Here is a 13,908-nt window from a genome sequence, read left to right as displayed (position 1 = left end):
AAGTGTTGTAGCTGTTTCGGACCTTTATATATCCATCATCAAATCGCTATTTAACGCGCTTCTCTGCTTCGTCCAATAGCTCTTGAAGGACTTCCCCTGGTTCCTGGTATTTACGGTTCAAGATCATTGCGGCAATGATGTATGGCTTCCAGCTCGCTTCTTTGTAAGTCGCGATGCGGTATTTCTCGAATACAGACTCTTCCACTTCGCCTGCTTCACAAGACACCCCGGTGATATCAGCCGGCAGACAGTGCATGTATAGCGCTTCGCCATCTTTAGTCTGCTTCATCATCTCTTCGGTGCAGTGCCAGTCTTTGTGGTTGGCATTCTGAGCCAGACACTCTTGCTCAAGCGCTTTCAGGCCATCATGATCATTGGCACGAAGCAACTCAGTACGACGGCCCATAACCTGGTAAGGCGCCCATGATTTTGGATAAACTATATCCGCATCTTTGAAGGCTTCTTCCATTGACGCTACCTGAGTAAAGCTACCGCCAGAGGCTTCGGCGTTCTTACGTGCTTCTTCAACCACTTCAGGGATCAGGTCATAACCTTCCGGGTGAGCCAGCGTTACATCCATACCGAAGCGGGTCATCAGGCCGATGATGCCCTGAGGTACAGATAATGGCTTGCCGTAACTTGGAGAGTACGCCCAAGTCATCGCAATCTTCTTACCTTTAAGTTTATCCAGGCCACCAAAATGTTCTTCAAGCCATGCCAAATCAGCCATAGACTGAGTCGGGTGGTCGATATCACACTGAAGGTTGACCAGTGCCGGACGGTGTGGCAATACGCCTTCTTTCACACCATCATCTAAGGCTTCACCTACTTCACGCATATATGCGTTACCAGCGCCTAAGTACATATCGTCACGGATACCGATAGCATCAGCACAGAATGAAATCATGTTTGCTGTCTCGCGCACGGTTTCACCGTGAGCTATTTGTGACTTGCCTTCATCCAGGTCCTGCTGGGCCAGGCCTAGCATGTTGATAGCAGATGCGTAAGAAAAACGGGTACGGGTTGAATTATCTCGGAACAACGAAATACCTAAGCCATTCTTAAATACGTTAGTCGCAATGTTTTCGTTACGCATTGCTTTTAGTGCCTGCGCAGTTTTTAGTACACTTTCTAGTTCTTCAGGAGTTTGTTCCCAGGTCAACAGGAAATCTTTATTATGAAGTTCAGATTTTAGTTCATTGATTTCCTTGATTAGTTCGTTAATGCTTTTCATTTTTATTCTTCCCAGTAATTAAATTGTTATGTCGTTGGCGGCTGGAAAAAGTCTGTAGGGTCATAACAGACAACTAATTCCCTTATTCCAATAACTGTGCCAATTACGATTTAGACTGGAAAAAATAATTAATTTTTCAGCTCAAGCCTTGATATACAAGGGTTGATAAATGAACAAGCATTTAATTGCCTTCATTACCCTTTATCAATCACTATCAACAACTATCAGTGATAGCGACCAAAATGATAGTAGAACATAATCCATTTATCATATTGATATCGCTATGTGACCTCGCTAACAATTCCTATTTCGTGGCACGAAACCAATTCAAATAGTGATATATATCAAGCTGATATAAGGTATTGTTGATTAACTTTGTTAAGTCTTTCCAAAAATAGACCTGTATTATGTTGAAAAACGCCCCGCAATCCGAACTCATGCAATTGCAGCCAACAATACTGCGTTTCACTCAGATGTTGTCAGCCGTACTTCAACTCGACGCTGAAGTTGTTGATGCCGATCTGGTACGAATCGCAGGTACCGGGCCATATAGCAAATTCTTTGGCAAAAAACTCAACACAAGCTCAAGAATTTTCAGATATATCCTTGAAACACACCAGGAAAAAGTAGTCGTAAAATCACGTACTGATCCACTTTGCGAGGGCTGTACCAATAAAGGGGCTTGTCGAGAAACGGCCTTTTTGGGCGTTCCGATTTTAATCGAAGATCGCTGTATCGGGGTCATCAGCCTGGTTGCCTTTAGCGAAGAATCTCGTGAACGCATTAAAAATAACGTCCAACTATTCTCTAATTATGTCCAGCATATAGCTCAAATTGTTGTATCAAAAGTTCAGGAACGAAATGAAAAAGGTGACGGGCTTGATCAGGTATTTAGCAGCCTGATAGAAAACATGGACCAAGGGGTATTAGTTCTCGACGAAAACAACCGAGTAAAATATGGTAACCAACAGGCTTTGGACAACCTGAATATAACCCATGAAGAGTTATCCCATGTTGAAGTTAATATCCAGCCGCTATCACTTCATAATAATGAATTAAAAGGGCACCAGCAGCACATTATTTCCCTCGGCGAGCGACAAGAGCTCGTCGTAGGCCAATTCCATGACATCCCTGGCCATCAACTTTTTTTAATGGCTTTCCACCAGCCAAATAAATCTCTGGTAATCAATGAGCCTCAACCTCAATTTTCCAGTGTAATTGGCGAATGCAAAAAAATGCAGCAATTAAAAACACTGATATCTCGAATTGCCAGCAGCCCATCAAGTGTTTTAATTAATGGCGAAAGTGGTACTGGTAAAGAAGTAATTGCTCATGCAGTCCATGATTTAAGCACCCGCAGCGACAAACCTTTTATTGCTATTAACTGTGCTGCTATTCCAGATCAACTTCTTGAAAGTGAACTGTTCGGCTATGTTAAAGGCGCCTTTACCGGCGCTTCCAATAAAGGCAAAACCGGCCTCATCCAGGCCGCCAACAAAGGTACGCTATTTTTGGATGAAATCGGCGATATGTCGATGACCCTACAGGCCAAACTGTTACGTGTTCTGGAAGAGCGTGAAGTTATGCCGATAGGTTCTAACACAGCGATTCCGGTTGATATCCGGATCGTCTCGGCGACCAATCGAGATTTTGCTGAGATGATTGCTACCAATAAGTTCCGTGAAGATTTATACTACCGACTCAACGTAATCCCAATCCACCTGCCACCACTCAAAGAACGGGAAGGTGACGTAGATCTGTTGATTCGATACTTCCTCGAAATCCATACCCGCAAGATCGGCGTCTGCTACCCGGGAATTAGCAACGAAGCCATGGCACGCCTCACGGCCTACCACTGGCCAGGCAACGTCCGTGAGCTCAGTAATCTGGTCGAATACCTAGTCAACGTTGTACCAGACGGCGATCAGATTGATGTTGACCTGCTGCCACCTTATTTTGAGCAAACTAAACCGGCCAAGCAGGCAGACAGTATCAAATCAGACGAATGTTCAATGAGCCTGGAGGAGATGGAGAAAATCCGTATCGAAGAGGCACTGAACCGTCTCAGTAACAGGAAGTTGGTTGCTGAAGAATTGGGAATTGGCATCGCTACCTTGTACCGTAAAATCAAAAAGTACGGTTTGAGTGACAACAACCACTAAGCTTTATAGCCAATTCCCAAAACGAAAAAAGCTGCCATTTTGCGGGCAGCTTTTTAATTCAAACTTATTTAGCTTGGCTAGGGCATTAGCTTAGCTACTATCAGAAGCTAATCGGCTTACGTCCGGTAGACTTATCTGCCGGGCCAGTATTTGTCTCTACCGCTGGCTTGGCTTTTTTCTTTTTGCCCTGTTTTTTTTCAGCTGGCTTTGAAGTTCCATCTGTTTTCTTCGCTGGCTTAGGCTCAGCAACCTTCGGCGTTTTATCAACAGGCTGATCGCAAAGCACTACGTAAAATTCGTTGTTAAATTCAATCACATCGCCATCATACACTTTGCGGCGCTTACGTTGCTCTAGCTCGCCATTAACCCCGACATAGCCCTCGGCAATAGCGAACTTAGCCTCACCGCCGCCGCTGACCGCATTGGCAATCTTCAACACCTTATAGAGCTCGATCGGCTGGTTGGAAACCTCAACGCCAATAGCTTCTACTTCAAATTCTTCTTGCGACATTTTACGAACCACATTGGATAATTTCGCCCTATCTTACCCTATTCTCCTATTGGGGATAACTGGCAATCCCTAACGGACTAAGATATGCTGCCGCCTCAATATTCAAACAGTAACCTATCAACAAGAATAATCAGTATGTATTGTCCATCCTGTAGCCAACCCACTTTTGTCGCCAGTTCTGAAAAATCTTACCAATGCAGTGAGTGTGCATTTACTTATTTTCACAATACGGCCACGGCAGTACTTGCAATCATTCGCTGTCAGGATGAAGTACTGGTTGCAGTTCGCGGACGAGAACCGGGCAAAGGCATGTGGGATTTTCCCGGCGGTTTCGTCGACCACGACGAAACGCTTGAACAGGCACTGGTTCGCGAGTTAGAAGAAGAACTCATGTTCAAGGCGGAAAACGCGAAGTACTTCGGTTCATATCCCAATACATACCTGTACAAGAATGTCGAATACAAAACTTGTGACACATTTTTCGCGATAGAGCTGGATCATAAACCTGAACTTACCGCTGGTGATGATGTTGCTGCCATACAGTGGGTAAAAATGACCGATTTACCAGCAGATAAATTCGCTTTTGCATCCGCCAGAAAAGCCATTTCACTCTACCTGGCAGGCTAATGCTCCTCCTGCAAAACGATAGATAGGATGATCTACGCCTTGTAACTCATCCCTAACAAACTCAACCAAGGATGATGTTTTTTTAACCGCCAAGCGACAGGATGTTGTTATTGAAATTGATATCGAGGGTATAAATTCATGTTGACATTTAACAAAGATTATGTGTTTTCTAACCAACCAGATAACGAAATCACTGAAGACACCCAATCACCTACCAACACAACACCTGAACAAGAAACAAAGCGCCGGGCTCTTCTCGTTGCCGTACAGAAAACGGGTGGTCTTGACGTTGCTGAATGCCGCCAGCATTAATGTTAGAGACAAACTATATACCCAAGTGACTTCAAGGTTCAGGTTTCAGGTTTCAGTGTTAGACAGCCGGTTCAATTCACTTGGGTATATCACTTCAGCTAATAAATTTCGTTGCTCTATCATGTTTTAGCCAGGGAAAAGCATCAACTTTCCTCTTCTTCTTAAAGATTGACACCTGCTCACTGAAAATTGCTCGCTAATTAATGATAATATCCAAAGAATTACCAATTAAAGGGCTTCAGATATGTACCAATGGCTGCTATCCATCCTCGTCGTCAGTCTATTTTCACTACCTGCGTGGGGACAGGATAAATATTCTCAGGAAAGTCTTTACGACAAGCCTCTGATGGAACGCTACGTCCTTGATGAACTCAAATCCTTGCGCCAGGAGCAACAGGATCTGGAACGACGGCTGACGATTGAAATTACTGACCGCGAACTGGCCGTTGCCGATAAATCGATGAACTACGCTAACGTCACCGTCACGTACTTCTTCTACCTTATTGCTGGTGCCGCCTCTCTATTTGCCTTAATTGGCTGGCAATCCCTGAAAGAAATCAAAGAAAAAACCAAGCAGGCCGCCGATCAGCAGCTAGAAGATATCGCCAGGCAATATGAACAAAAATTCCAATTGCTAGAACGCGACCTCAAACGTAAAACCCGAATTATTGCGCAGAACAACAAAGAGATCGAAACCATCAATGAAATCCATAACCTCTGGTTACGATCGCAAAATATGCAAACACCGGAGCAAAAGATTGAAGTTTATGATGATATTCTGAAGATCCGCCCAGGCGATTTGGAAGCGCTCACCTACAAAGCCGATGCCGCAATGGAAATCCGCGAGTTCAACTGGGCTCTCGGCATCTGTAACCGGGTTCTGGACCTTGACCCTCGTAACGCCCACGCGTTATATCAGCGAGCCTGTGCGTATGCCTGCTTAGGTTCAGAGGAGCAAGCTATTTCCGATCTTGAACAAGCAATCCTTCACAGTACATCGCTCAAAGAGCTGGCAAGAGACGAACAAGATTTTGATTCGCTTCGTGGACACGATCGCTTCGAAAGCCTAATTGCTTTCACTGATTAGAAATTTATCTATTCTACTGATACCAAATTGAATACTGATTCGCCCCCATGGACGAGATTATTGTTCAGTTTGGTATTACAGCATTAGCACTTTCCCCTTAGCTGCTGTAAGCTAGCAAACCTCCTGCCTGCGTGAGGCAGATCACGTATATCAAGAATCCCGATAACGAATCCTGATAAAGATATAATTCCAACTTCATCAATTCAGGCTCTCTGGTAATGCTGGCAACATTCCGGATTGACCGCGAACGTATCGCGATTGGTATTGTTTTAATTTTGACTGAGACTATTTTATGAGTTTTGCCTCTTTGGGCTTATGTACCCCGATCCTTGAAGCTGTAGCCAATCAAGGCTATGAAAAACCCTCGCCGATTCAGGCCCAAGCTATTCCAGCCGTACTTGAAGGCAAGGATGTGATGGCTGCAGCGCAGACAGGAACAGGCAAAACCGCAGGCTTCACTCTTCCTATCCTTGAACGCTTGTCGAAAGGTCCTAAGGTTCGCTCCAACCAAGTGCGAGCGCTGATCCTGACACCAACCCGCGAACTGGCGGCCCAGGTAGGTGAAAATGTCGCGACTTATTCAAAAAGATTACCGCTAAGCTCTGCTGTTGTTTTTGGCGGTGTGAAGGTGAACCCACAGATGATGCGTATGCGCAAAGGTGCCGACGTTCTCGTCGCAACACCAGGCCGCCTGCTGGATCTCTATAACCAAAACGCCGTAAAGTTTGACCAGCTCGAAGTGCTGGTACTGGACGAAGCAGACCGCATGCTGGACATGGGTTTCATCCGAGACATAAAGAAAATCCTGGCCTTCCTGCCAAAACAGCGTCAAAACCTGCTGTTCTCAGCAACCTTCTCTGATGAAATCCGAAAGCTGGCCAAAGGGCTTGTCAACGATCCTGTCGAGATCTCAGTAACTCCGCGTAATGCCACCGCCAAAACAGTTAAACAGTGGATCCACCCAGTCGACAAGAATAAAAAATCAGCAGTCCTGACCAAGCTGATCCAGGAAAACAAATGGAAACAGGCGCTGGTCTTTACCCGAACCAAGCACGGTGCAAACCGACTGACGACCTACCTGGGAGAGCGTGATATTACCGCTGCAGCCATCCACGGCAACAAAAGTCAGGGAGCGCGAACCAAAGCGCTGGCTAACTTTAAAAGCGGTGAAGTACGTATTCTGGTTGCAACCGATATCGCAGCCCGTGGCATCGACATCGATCAATTACCTCAGGTTGTAAACTTCGATCTTCCAAATGTCGCTGAAGATTATGTCCACCGTATCGGCCGTACAGGCCGAGCTGGTGCTGAAGGCCTAGCGATATCTCTGGTTTGTGCCGATGAGTTCAAAGAGCTGACCGATATCGAACGCCTGACACAACAAATTCTTCCACGTGAAGATGTGTTCGGTTTTGCTCCGGCCAACAAACTACCGGAGTCATTGCCACTGCGTCCATTGAAAGCTAAAAAACCCAAGAAGCCGAAAAAACCTAAATCCGATAAAGTAGATAACCAACAAAACGCTAACGGTTCTAAGCCACAAGGGAATAAGTCAAAAAGCAACCAAACTGGCAATCAAAAAGCAAAACCCCGTCGTTCTGGCAACGGCAAACCTTCTGGTAAACCAAACCACAGAACTGACGCCAAGCCAACGGGTAAGGCATCCGGCAAAGCTCAGAGCAAAAAAACTCAGGGTAACAAAGCCCGCAACGGCAAAGCTTCTGGCACTGTAAACCACCGTTAAGAAGCGACTATCACAGCATAACTCTGTGATCGTAAACAAAATCCCCCTAAAGGCAGGCATATATAATGCCTGCCTTATTTGAATCTAGGATTAGGAAAATGGTTTCAAAAAAACAGTTATTACTCCCTTTTTTCAGCCTACTCAGCACCCCGCTAATGGCAACAACTTTTGATGACCTGGCAAAACTTCCTCCGTCTGATATTCAAGTGATCGACTGCCGTTCAAGCAATCACTACAATGGCTGGCCGGAAGGCACAAACAACCAAGGCGGTCATTACCCTGGCGCGATCAACTTTGACTCTGACTGGTTGAGCACGCTACGCCCACCACACCTTGAGCATCTTCTGCAAGATAAAGGCGTCGAATTCAACAAATCAACTTACCTTTACTGCGAACAAGAAAAAGCCAACGTTCTGAGCGAGCAACTCAACAGCATCGGCATAAAAAATATCTCTGTGCTATCACAAAAGATTGGTGACTACGAAGGCAACATCGAAAGATTGCCTAACTTCAAACAGCTCGTTTCACCCGAATGGTTACAGCAAGTAATTAATGGTGAAAGTGCACTATATGCACCAGAAAAAGGCTTTAAAGTAGTCGAAGTTGCCTGGGGACCACCAACTAAATATCTTGCCGCCCATATTCCCGGAGCTCTGTATCTCAATACCAATAATATTGAGTCAGAACCATGGTGGAATCGAGTTGACGATAAGAAGCTCAAAGACGTTATCAAAGACTTGGGGATCCGCTTTGATACGACTGTCGTCCTTTACGGTCGCGACAACACAGCTGCAGCACGTGCTGCAAGCATACTTATGTATGCCGGTGTAGAAGATGTACGACTGCTTAACGGCGGCTGGAAATCATGGGTTAACGCAGGCTATATCACCGAACCGATGCTAAACACAGCAACAGCTAAAGTGGACTTTGGACGCCCTATCCCATCACGCTCGGATCTCATCATTGATGTGCCGGAAGCTAAAAACATCCTAGCCGATCCTGAACATAAATCTCTTGTCAGTATCCGCAGCTGGGATGAATACACCGGCAAAACCAGTGGCTATAGATACATTAAACCTATGGGTCGTATCACCGGTTCCAAATGGGGTCACGCTGGTTCAGATGCCTACCATCTGGAACACTTCCGAAATCCGGATGACACCATGATCAGCGCTGATATTATCGAAGCATTCTGGAAACACTGGGGTATAGAAAAAACACAGCAAGTGTCTTTTTACTGCGGCACCGGCTGGCGGGCAGCTGAAGTATTCTTCTATGCCCATGTAATGGGCTGGGACAATATCAGTGTCTTCGATGGCGGCTGGTTCGAGTGGAGTGGTGATCCGGCTAATCCAACCTCAACAGGTGAGACTGGACCTAAGAAGCGATAGCATCTAACACGTAAAAGAGCCTCCTCTCTCAAGTGGCTCTTTTTTATTCTGGATTTGATATATTTACTATTGCTTCATTAAAACAGCGCTAGGTATTAAGCTCGCAACGTACTTCACAACGCATAAGTTTGCTGTAAATAACGCAGAATATCTTTAGATTCAAACAATTCAGCACCAGTATTAGGGTCAAGTAAATATGGCACTTGCACCTTACCATGCAGCTTAAAGAAATCATCCCGCTTAGTATTTGGCAAAGGAGTATACGTCTTAATTGTCCATCGGAAATTAGCCGCTCCCATATCAGACAATTGCTGCTTACCAAGGTTGATCAGGATATAAGTCAACTCAAGCTCACACAGACACTCACGAACAGGGCGTGAAAAAGGGCTGGATTCAAAACTGTATAAAATCAGAGGCTGTTCCGGTTGCTGAGAACGCTTCGCCTTAAGACCGGCCCCCAAACGTACACCTGTAGCTAGCTTGGACGTCAGGCTATTTTTGAGTCTACAGACAAACCCTTTTGGCGCCTCTATTCCTTTGTACTGTTGGAACAAATGACAGACAATCTCCTCAGCCCCTTTGATAGCACTTTGACTGTTAAGATCGACTAACATTGGAGGGTTAACATCATTGAATGCCGATTTAAACTTCGACAGATTTTGTCCGCCGATTGGACAAGGGGCCACAATCACATTCAGATTCAGCTCAGTCAGTACCTCGCGCACAAGCCGGCACTCAGAACAACCTTCTTGATCAAACAAGATCAGCATCTTCTCGGGTTGAGCAACATTTTTGCTGGCTACTGTTCCGTTCCAGAACCGACAGCTTGAGGCAAGTGTTGATGTCGCAATATCCAGCAAATCTTTCATCTGTTCACCTATCATCCATATTGAAGGAAGAATACAAACTCATGGTAAATGAATGTGCGCTACTTTGCTGAGCATTTAGTCTAAAATTTAAAAGTGGTGCGACAGCTGGTCACCAAGAAGCTAATTCCAAGCAACTTTTTTATCTTCCACCATTAAATTGCTATTTTAGTGAGAACACTCTAATTACAGCGCTTATTCTATTTATAACCTGTCAAACAATACTGACGACAGATTTTAAATGAATAACGGAGAAGGCAACCATGAGCATTTTCAAACTGAACGCTAAAGACATAATCAAAGAAAAAAATCTTTACAACATCTGGTTAGCTGGACTGGGCGCATACGCTAAGAGCTCCGAAGAAGTGAACCAGTTATCAGATAAAAGCAAAAGTTTATTTGATGAATTAGTTGAACGTGGCCGTGCTGTTGAATCAAGTACGAAAGAACGCCTGCACACAGAACATAGTCACGCATCGGTTGCGGTTGAAGAACGTTTTCAACAAATGGTGCAGAAGTTCGTTGGCATTGACAATGAGCGATTAGATCGCGTCGATGACAAAATTGATCAACTGGCAACAAATATTGAAGCTCTATTAATTCAGAAGCAAGATAAGATAAAGCCCGAAAAAAAGGAATCCCCAGCTAAAGCTGAAAAAGCAGCCGCAGCTAAAGAGGAACTCACTACTCAGGAGTAGTACGCTCAGCCCAAATAGTAGTCACAAGGGTATTTGAGTTAACCTAAATCACTACAAAAAAGGAATTTTGTATGAGTGATAAAAAAATACCACCTCAGGTTCATCGGTTAATAAGAAAACTGATCAAAAAGCACAAGAATCAAAAACGTTAATACTTAATACATAGTAACGAATACCAGGAACGTGACACTTCAATTATAAGGCCGCTAAAACTAAAGCGGCCTCTTTTATACTTGAAAATTAAGATTTCCTAACACCAACCAACCCGTGGTTCTAACTCCAAAGCCAGAACGCGTATTCAATTTTATGATTCAGCAAAAGCCGTTGCTAATGCCTGCTTGGATTCGTCAAATACCCATGATAAGTGAGCCGCATCAAGGTGATCAATCGAACCTTCTTTAGCTGATTTTTCAAACTCCATACAAACTTTGTGTAATCTTGTCAGCCCCATAGTACCCGCCGCACCTTTCAGGGTATGAGCATAATTCGATACATCATTAAGCTTGTTAGCTTCAACAGCCACCAGCAATTTTTCCAATGTTTCAGATGAAGAATCAACAAATAAGCCAATCAATTTATTGACCTGAGCCTCACCCAGAACCAGTAGATCACTACCCAATACAGACTTATCCAGTACCGGACACTCAATTTCATCAACCACTTCACTCAGCTCCTGTTCTTTTTTAGTTTCTTCTGCATGCTCTAGGACATAAGCCTCGTCAATAACCACTCGCTTGTCGCCTGACAAAATACTACCGATAGTTTCCACCAACTGCTTTTCCACCAAAGGTTTTGGCAAGAAGCCGGCAAACCCGGCTGCCAGATAAATCTCAACCTCTTCACGGAATACATGGGCAGAGAAAGCTACCATAGGCGTTGGCTCATACCAGGCTTCACGATGACGCATCTCTTCAATACGTCGCAGGCGATGAAGCAAAGCAACACCGTCAGTATCCGGCAAGTTAATATCCAATAAGGCTAAATCAAATGTCTGAGTCTGATACACCTTTTCAGCCTGTTTTCCGTCTTCGGCACTAATCACACAATGCCCTAGACGCTTCAGAAATCCTTCTGCCACCAATCGGTTAACCGGGTTGTCTTCTACCAAAAGAATACATGCAGGCGCAATAGTTTGTGCCGCACTTTCTACGACATGGGACAGTTCCCCCTGTTCCATGCTCAAAGTAAACCAGAAACAACTACCGACCTTCGGCGTCGAACGTACTCCGATCTCCCCGTTCATAGCCTCGATAATCCGCTTACTGATTGCCAGCCCCAATCCGGTTCCACCGATAGCCTGACGACCTTCAAATGATTGCTGGAAGGCGTCAAACATATTTTGTTGCTCTTCCTCGGCAATACCCGCCCCGGTATCTTCAACCTCAAACAGCAATTCCCCTGCCACCAGCGGATCAGGACGAACAATAACCCGCACTTCTCCTTCATCGGTAAACTTAATGGCATTACTGATCAGGTTAACCAGTACCTGACGGATCCGTGTAGCATCACCAACCCAGATATCATTCATTCCTGGCTCAATACGGCTAACCAACTTGATCCGCTTAGCCAACGCTCGGCTTTCCAACATGTCATAGACATCCGACACCAACTCAGAAAGCGAGAAGTCACTAGGACGAATATCGAGATGACCTGCCTCAATTTTTGAGTAATCAAGAATATCATTAAGGATATCAAGCAAAGACTCACCACTTCGATTAATGATATCCAGATATCGAGCCTGAACTTCATTCAAACCGGTATCAGCTAACAGCGATGCCGTACCCAGAACCCCATTCATCGGTGTACGAATTTCATGGCTCATGGTTGCCAGGAAAGCCGACTTGGCACGGTTAGCTTTTTCCGCTTCTGCGCGTGCCTCTGCGTGATTTTTCACTTCTTCATTGAGCTTTGTATTGGTCTTTTTCAGCTCACTGGTACGTTGCGCGACCAACCGCTCCAAGCTGGTTTTATGTTGCTGGAGCTCGAAACGAATTTTAGATTCGACCTGAGCCAGACGATGACGCTCATAAGCCGTATCGCGCGCAACCATAATAGCCCTACCCATCTGCGCCAGCTCATCTTCACCACGAATCGTCAGCCGTATTTCCAGATCACCACGCGCCAGCGACATCAACGCCTGACTATATTCATTGATCCGGCTAATCACCCGAGCATAGACATAACGCCACATGATCAATACAAAAGCCAACATACCGATCGCGGAAATGCCGATCAGACTGTTTCTAGCTACGGTTAATGTTTCATCTACTTTAGTGACGGCCTGTTGTGTACCTTCATTTGCCGCAGTAATGATATCGCTGACCGTCTGGTTCAGTTTCTGGAACAACACCAAGTTCTGCTGCTCCATTCTTTCAACATCCTTCTTGGCATACAGTAACTGCTCCTGAGTGCCAAACAGCAGGCCACCGCGGTTCAGGGTTTTAGTCAAATTCAGTAACTGCGCAGAACGACTCGGATCCTCTACTGACTTCACGCGGTGATGCATCACGGAAACTGCATGGGTATAACGTGCTTTCAGTTTAGAAAGAGCCTTGATGCTATCAATCTGATTTGAATCATCGAGCATATTCAGCACTTGAAGCGATAAAAAACGCAGTTCGAACAAGCGCTCAGTCAAATCCATGTCGACTTCCACCAAGCTATCCAGCGCCTTGAATACTGCCTTCGTATTACCGGCATCCACCAAATCATAAATCCGGGATACATTAGCTACCGCAATGGTATTGGCATTAGATACCTGTGACTGCGAAAGTGAGTCAATCTGCAACGTCGAATAAGACATCTCATCCGTCAGGATATTCACCTGACTCTGCAAGTCGATTTTTCGACCAACCAACAACCCCAGCATTGCCAAGTTATTGACAATATTTTTTACATCATCTTCCAGCTTTGTCATCAGCTTGGGTTCGAAGGAATATTGCTCCAACTCACGCAGGCTCGCTTTCAGCCCTTCAATATGAATTGTTAGTGCTTTACCCTGTCGCTCTCTCTCTTGTTTATCATTCGACTTGGCCAAAACCTGCGCAGTAAAAATAATTCGGGTACTTAAATCAGAAAGTTCGCGCGCTTCTGCCAATGCCGGCACAGCGGAATTAATTACTGTCCGTTCTGTCTTCGCGACCAAAGAAAAACCAGCAACACCAATAACCGCCGCAATTATCATCAGGGCGGCCATCATAGAGAAGGCTATCAGCAATTTTTTACCAATGCCGCTAGGAGTGAATGTCATACAGAAGAACCACAATAAGAAAAAAT

11 protein-coding genes are annotated in these 13,908 nt (G+C 45.0%); 7 read left to right on the top strand and 4 right to left on the bottom strand.

The features are described from left to right. Positions 1-46 precede the first annotated feature (46 nt). Positions 47-1,234: a knotted carbamoyltransferase YgeW gene (gene ygeW, locus Q0852_RS03750; RefSeq protein WP_299014029.1), complete on the bottom strand. Its 1,188-nt coding sequence runs from the start codon at positions 1,232-1,234 to the stop codon at positions 47-49. A 407-nt stretch (positions 1,235-1,641) separates the two neighbouring features. Between ygeW and Q0852_RS03745 the strand changes: the two genes are divergently transcribed. Further along, positions 1,642-3,396, top strand: a complete 1,755-nt coding sequence (locus Q0852_RS03745) for a sigma 54-interacting transcriptional regulator (protein ID WP_299014026.1) — start codon at positions 1,642-1,644, stop codon at positions 3,394-3,396. A 100-nt stretch (positions 3,397-3,496) separates the two neighbouring features. Here Q0852_RS03745 and Q0852_RS03740 read toward each other — a convergent pair whose 3' ends face one another. Next, positions 3,497-3,907: an RNA-binding S4 domain-containing protein gene (locus Q0852_RS03740; RefSeq protein WP_299014023.1), complete on the bottom strand. Its 411-nt coding sequence runs from the start codon at positions 3,905-3,907 to the stop codon at positions 3,497-3,499. Between the two features lie 135 nt (positions 3,908-4,042). On the opposite strand from Q0852_RS03740, the gene Q0852_RS03735 reads away from it, so the two are divergent. The 5 genes from Q0852_RS03735 to Q0852_RS03715 all read left to right on the top strand — a co-directional run bounded on the left by Q0852_RS03735 (position 4,043) and on the right by Q0852_RS03715 (position 9,068). Beyond that, entirely contained in the window at positions 4,043-4,534 is a 492-nt protein-coding gene (locus Q0852_RS03735) for an NUDIX domain-containing protein (RefSeq protein ID WP_299014021.1), read from the top strand. A 138-nt stretch (positions 4,535-4,672) separates the two neighbouring features. After that, positions 4,673-4,846 carry a hypothetical protein gene (locus Q0852_RS03730; RefSeq protein WP_299014018.1) on the top strand — a complete coding sequence of 58 codons (174 nt, stop codon included), beginning with the start codon at positions 4,673-4,675 and terminating at the stop codon, positions 4,844-4,846. A 244-nt stretch (positions 4,847-5,090) separates the two neighbouring features. After that, on the top strand, positions 5,091-5,933 hold the full coding sequence (locus Q0852_RS03725) for a tetratricopeptide repeat protein (RefSeq protein WP_299014016.1): 843 nt from the start codon (positions 5,091-5,093) through the stop codon (positions 5,931-5,933). 292 nt (positions 5,934-6,225) lie between these two features. Then, positions 6,226-7,677 (top strand): DEAD/DEAH box helicase, encoded by a 1,452-nt coding sequence (locus Q0852_RS03720; RefSeq protein ID WP_299014014.1) that lies wholly within the window; start codon positions 6,226-6,228, stop codon positions 7,675-7,677. A 98-nt stretch (positions 7,678-7,775) separates the two neighbouring features. Next, the gene (locus Q0852_RS03715; RefSeq protein ID WP_299014013.1) at positions 7,776-9,068 is read left to right on the top strand and encodes a sulfurtransferase; all 1,293 of its coding nucleotides are present in this window, start codon (positions 7,776-7,778) and stop codon (positions 9,066-9,068) included. A gap of 113 nt (positions 9,069-9,181) precedes the next feature. On the opposite strand, the gene Q0852_RS03710 is transcribed toward Q0852_RS03715, so the two are convergent. After that, positions 9,182-9,937 (bottom strand): glutathione S-transferase N-terminal domain-containing protein, encoded by a 756-nt coding sequence (locus Q0852_RS03710; protein WP_299014011.1) that lies wholly within the window; start codon positions 9,935-9,937, stop codon positions 9,182-9,184. A gap of 260 nt (positions 9,938-10,197) precedes the next feature. Between Q0852_RS03710 and Q0852_RS03705 the strand changes: the two genes are divergently transcribed. Further along, positions 10,198-10,632 (top strand): phasin family protein, encoded by a 435-nt coding sequence (locus tag Q0852_RS03705; protein ID WP_299014008.1) that lies wholly within the window; start codon positions 10,198-10,200, stop codon positions 10,630-10,632. A gap of 304 nt (positions 10,633-10,936) precedes the next feature. Here the strand turns inward: Q0852_RS03705 and torS are convergent, their stop codons facing one another. Next, a complete protein-coding gene (gene torS, locus Q0852_RS03700) occupies positions 10,937-13,882 on the bottom strand; it encodes a TMAO reductase system sensor histidine kinase/response regulator TorS (protein ID WP_299014005.1) in 2,946 nt (981 codons plus the stop codon). Positions 13,883-13,908 lie beyond the last annotated feature (26 nt).

This window comes from uncultured Photobacterium sp. (assembly GCF_947502415.1).
Classification (GTDB): Bacteria; Pseudomonadota; Gammaproteobacteria; order Enterobacterales; family Vibrionaceae; genus Photobacterium.
This window is presented reverse-complemented; position numbering and strand designations above follow the sequence as displayed.

What these genes read in the sequence shown, in the direction of transcription:
- Q0852_RS03725 (WP_299014016.1), top strand. Translation starts at nt 5,091, where the DNA reads ATGTACCAATGGCTGCTATCCATCCTCGTCGTCAGTCTATTTTCACTA.
- Q0852_RS03705 (WP_299014008.1), top strand. Translation starts at nt 10,198, where the DNA reads ATGAGCATTTTCAAACTGAACGCTAAAGACATAATCAAAGAAAAAAAT.
- torS (WP_299014005.1), bottom strand. Translation starts at nt 13,882, where the DNA reads ATGACATTCACTCCTAGCGGCATTGGTAAAAAATTGCTGATAGCCTTC.
- Q0852_RS03730 (WP_299014018.1), top strand. Translation starts at nt 4,673, where the DNA reads ATGTTGACATTTAACAAAGATTATGTGTTTTCTAACCAACCAGATAAC.
- Q0852_RS03735 (WP_299014021.1), top strand. Translation starts at nt 4,043, where the DNA reads ATGTATTGTCCATCCTGTAGCCAACCCACTTTTGTCGCCAGTTCTGAA.
- Q0852_RS03745 (WP_299014026.1), top strand. Translation starts at nt 1,642, where the DNA reads ATGTTGAAAAACGCCCCGCAATCCGAACTCATGCAATTGCAGCCAACA.
- Q0852_RS03710 (WP_299014011.1), bottom strand. Translation starts at nt 9,937, where the DNA reads ATGAAAGATTTGCTGGATATTGCGACATCAACACTTGCCTCAAGCTGT.
- Q0852_RS03740 (WP_299014023.1), bottom strand. Translation starts at nt 3,907, where the DNA reads ATGTCGCAAGAAGAATTTGAAGTAGAAGCTATTGGCGTTGAGGTTTCC.
- Q0852_RS03720 (WP_299014014.1), top strand. Translation starts at nt 6,226, where the DNA reads ATGAGTTTTGCCTCTTTGGGCTTATGTACCCCGATCCTTGAAGCTGTA.
- ygeW (WP_299014029.1), bottom strand. Translation starts at nt 1,234, where the DNA reads ATGAAAAGCATTAACGAACTAATCAAGGAAATCAATGAACTAAAATCT.
- Q0852_RS03715 (WP_299014013.1), top strand. Translation starts at nt 7,776, where the DNA reads ATGGTTTCAAAAAAACAGTTATTACTCCCTTTTTTCAGCCTACTCAGC.